The following is a 4,240-nucleotide window of genomic DNA, read 5'->3' as shown; positions in this document are numbered from 1 at the left end:
CCACCCGTTCCGCCTCGGCGAGCTCGTCGGCGTTGGGCCGGGCGGCGTCGCGCGCCCGCATCGCCGTCGCCGGGGGCAGCCGCGAGCGTCCGGCGCCGACCAGGCCGCGTAGCTGAGCGTCGGGATCGCGATCGCCGACGTGGGGCGGTCGCACCCGCGGGCGGGCGGCACGTTCGGGTGGCGGCATGTGCCCTCCTTCGGCTGCGGTCCCCGCGGCGCCGCCAGCCGGGCACGACGGCGCCGCCTGCCGTCGGCGTCGTGATCGTAACTCGTGGTGGGCTGATATGCCGGTCACCTGTGCCGGCTCCGCGGCCGTGGCGAATCGGTGCCGCAGTAATGCCCGCGTAGTGCTCCAGGTGGCTATTCCTTGTTGTTCACGAGTCCGGGCGGATATCTGACCGTCGGGAACTCGTCGCTTTCCGTGATCGATCATTTCGGTCCGCGTGGCGTGGCGTCATCCACCCGCTGTCCGATCTGTTCATCGGTGTCCGTATGCTGGGCGCCGCTGGGAGAGCGCCCGATAAGCCAATGTATGGCCGATAAGTGCCTGCCGCGGCTGAAGGGGACGGAGGTCAGGATGGCGGACTTTGGTGCGCATACATTGACACTCTCGGTGAATCGCCTGAAACTGCATGCTGATCTCGTCCAGCCGTCACCAATCGCTGCGCCCTCGTTGGTGTCTGTCACCGGTCCCGCCGTCGCAGCCTAGGAGTTGAGTCTTGGACAGCGTGCCTGTCAGCGTCATCATCCCGGCCTACAACGAGGCGATGCGCCTGCCCGGTTTGCTGATCGAGCTGGTGTCGGTGATGCGCAAGATTCCCGACGCCGAAGTGATCTTGGTCGATGATGGGAGTACCGACGGCACCGCCGCCGTCGCGGAGGGGCATCTTGCCGGTTTGCCGGGCGGCCGAGTGCTACGGCTGCCGTGGAACTCGGGCAAGGGCGCGGCGGTGCGCGCCGGGGTGTCGGTCGCGCACGGTGCCTCGATCGTCTTCATGGACGCCGACGGCGCCTCGGACGTCAACGATCTGCCGTTGTTGCTGGCCGCTCTGGAACACGCCGAGGTGGCACTCGGCTCGCGGCGCATCGGCGCCGGTGCAGTGCGCAGCAACGGCCGTCGGGTCGGCAGCTGGGCCTTCAACCAGATCACCCGATCGCTGGCCAGCCTGGACGTCGCGGACACCCAGTGCGGATTCAAGGCGTTCCGTGGGCAGGAGGCGAAGCTGCTGTTCAGCCTCGCCCGCTCATCGGGATTCGGCTTCGACGTCGAAGTGCTCTCGATCGCCCGCTCGATCGGATACCGCATCGCGGAGGTCCCGATCCACTGGGCGGAGATCCCCGGTGGCACGTTCCGGGTGACCCGGCACACGCCGGCAATGATCGTCGACGTGGTGCGGGCCCGTCGCTATCTGGGCCGCGCCGCGCCCGACCTCGTGGTTCCCGCCAACCCCGCCTCCACCGCCTCCACCGAGCGGAAGGGAAGCTGACGATGCCCGTCACCCCGGTCCTCACCCGGCGCTGGAACACCCCGGAGTCGTGGACGCTTGCGACCTACCGCCGGCTCGACGGCTATGTCGCGGTGCGCACGGCGTTGGCCGGCGACCCCGACGAGCTCATCAAGCTCATCAAGGACTCGGGGCTGCGCGGGCGCGGCGGCGCCGGCTTCCCCACCGGAATGAAGTGGGGCTTCATCCCGCAGGGCGACGGCAAGCCGCACTACCTCGTCATCAACGCCGACGAGGGCGAGCCCGGCACCTGCAAGGACGCTCCGCTGATGAAGGCCGACCCGCACTCGCTCGTCGAGGGCATCATCATCGCCGCCTACGCGGTGCGGGCCAACCGGGCGTTCATCTACCTGCGCGGCGAGCTGATCCACGCCGCCCGCCGGCTGCGCGCCGCGGTCGCCGAGGCGTACGCCGCCGGCTACCTGGGCCGCGACATCCTCGGCAGCGGCTTCGACCTCGAGCTCGTCGTGCACTCCGGCGCCGGCGCCTACATCTGCGGCGAGGAGACGGCCCTGCTCGACTCGTTGGAGGGCCGGCGCGGCCAGCCGCGGCTGCGCCCGCCGTTCCCCGCGACGCATGGGCTGTACGCGTCCCCCACCGTCGTCAACAACGTCGAGACGATCGCGACCGTGCCCTACATCGTCAACTACGGCGTCGACTGGTTCCGCACGATGGGCCGGGAACGTGCCCCGGGCCCGAAGATCTTCAGTCTGTCCGGCCACGTGACCCGGCCCGGCCAGTACGAGGTCCCGATGGGCACCACCCTGCGCGAGTTGCTGGAGCTGGCCGGCGGGGTGCGCGGCGGGCGCGCGCTCAAGGCGTGGACGCCGGGCGGGTCGTCCACCCCGATGCTCACCGCGGAGCACCTCGACGCCCCGCTCGACTTCGAGGGCATGCAGGAGGCCGGGTCGCTGCTCGGCACCGCCGCCCTGATGATCATGGATGAGACGACCGACATGCTCCGTGTCGTCCGCCGACTCACCCAGTTCTACGCCCACGAGTCGTGCGGCAAGTGCACCCCGTGCCGCGAGGGCACGAGCTGGATGGTGCAGATCCTGTCCCGGCTGGAGCGGGGGCAGGGCGACGCCTCCGACGTCGACACCCTCGTCGACGCCTGCGACAACATCTTCGGCCGGGCGTTCTGCGCGCTGGCCGACGGGGCCACCTCCCCGATCGTGTCGGGGATCAAGTACTTCCGGGACGAGTTCATCCCGGTGAGCGCGGTGACCTCGAAGCCGGATCCCACCCCGGGCGGCGAAGCGGCCGGCAACGGCTCGGCCGCGACCACCCCGGGCGCCTACGCGGGAGCGCACTGATCATGACCGTCGCACCATCCCAGCCGGCCGCGCCGGCCGCCGCGGATCTCGTCACCCTCACCGTCGACGGGCTGCCGGTCAGCGTCCCCAAGGGCACGCTGATCATCCGAGCGGCGGAGCTGCTCGGCATCGAGATCCCGCGGTTCTGCGACCATCCGCTGCTCGACCCCGTCGGCGCCTGTCGGCAGTGCATCGTCGAGGTGGAGGGCCAGCGCAAGCCGGTCGCCTCCTGCACGACGACCGTCACCGCCGACATGGTCGTGCGGACCCAGCTCACCTCGCCGGTGGCCCGCAAGGCACAGGCCGGAAACATCGAGTTCCTGCTGCTCAACCACCCGCTGGACTGCCCGATCTGCGACAAGGGCGGCGAGTGCCCGTTGCAGAACCAGTCGATGGCCAACGGCGGCGCCGTCTCCCGGTTCAAGGAGGCCAAGCGGGCCTACCCGAAGCCGCTGGCGATCTCCACCGAGATCCTGCTCGACCGGGAACGCTGCGTGCTGTGTGCCCGCTGCACCCGGTTCTCCGCCCAGATCGCCGGCGACCCGTTCATCGAGCTGTTCGAACGCGGCGCCGCCGAGCAGGTCGCGGTCAGCGACGGCCAGCCGTTCTCCTCCTACTTCTCCGGCAACACGGTGCAGATCTGCCCGGTCGGCGCGCTCACCAGCGCCGCCTACCGGTTCCGCGCCCGCCCGTTCGACCTGATCTCCACGCCGACGGCGTGCGAGCACTGCGCGTCGGGATGCAGCCTGCGCACCGACCACCGCCGCGGCAAGGTGATGCGCCGCCTCGCCGGCGACGACCCGGCGGTCAACGAGGAGTGGAACTGCGACAAGGGCCGCTTCGCGTTCACGTACGCCCGCGCCGCCGACCGGCTGACCACGCCGCTCATCCGTGACGACGACACCGGGCAGCTCGTCGAGGCGACCTGGTCCGAGGCGCTCGAGTACGCCGCCCGCGGGCTGGCCGAATGCCGCGACCGGCACGGCGTCGGTGTGCTCGCCGGTGGCCGGCTGACCCGCGAGGACGCCTACGCCTACGCCAAGTTCACCCGGGTGGCGCTGGCCACCAACGACGTGGACTTCCGGGCCCGGCCGCACTCGGCCGAGGAGGAGCAGTTCCTCGGCCACGCGGTCGCCGGCACCGGCATCGGGGTGACCTACGCCGACCTGGAGGCGGCGCCGGCGGTGCTGCTCGTCGCCTTCGAACCGGAGGAGGAGTCGCCGATCGTCTTCCTGCGGCTACGCAAGGCCGCCGACAAGCACGCCACCGCCGTGCACGCGCTCGCGCCGCTGGTCACCCGCGGGCTGGCCAAGCTCGCCGGGACCCTGGTCCTCACCGAGCCCGGCGCCGAGCCCGCCGTCCTCGACGCGCTCACCGACGCGTGCCCCGAGGCCGGCCCCGGCGCGCGCGACACCGATC

General features: G+C 71.1%; 4 protein-coding genes. 3 read left to right on the top strand and 1 reads right to left on the bottom strand.

Annotated elements, in window-relative coordinates; translation table 11 throughout:
- The coding region (locus tag ND748_RS26555) for a hypothetical protein (RefSeq protein WP_251748931.1) at window positions 1-187 on the bottom strand (187 nt) is incomplete at its 3' end.
- Between the two features lie 541 nt (window positions 188-728).
- Here ND748_RS26555 and ND748_RS26550 point away from each other — a divergent pair.
- From ND748_RS26550 to ND748_RS26540, 3 genes are all read left to right on the top strand, one after another.
- Entirely contained in the window at window positions 729-1,487 is a 759-nt protein-coding gene (locus ND748_RS26550) for a dolichyl-phosphate beta-glucosyltransferase (RefSeq protein WP_251748932.1), read from the top strand.
- Window positions 1,488-1,489: 2 nt separating this feature from the next.
- Complete coding sequence (gene nuoF, locus ND748_RS26545; protein WP_251748929.1) at window positions 1,490-2,821, top strand: NADH-quinone oxidoreductase subunit NuoF; 1,332 nt, start codon at window positions 1,490-1,492, stop codon at window positions 2,819-2,821.
- 2 nt (window positions 2,822-2,823) lie between these two features.
- A partial coding sequence (locus ND748_RS26540; RefSeq protein ID WP_251748928.1) for an NADH-quinone oxidoreductase subunit G occupies window positions 2,824-4,240 on the top strand: 1,417 nt, incomplete at its 3' end.

It is taken from the genome of Frankia sp. AiPs1 (assembly GCF_023716945.1).
In the GTDB taxonomy this organism is placed as follows: domain Bacteria; phylum Actinomycetota; class Actinomycetes; order Frankiales; family Frankiaceae; genus Frankia.
This window is presented reverse-complemented; position numbering and strand designations above follow the sequence as displayed.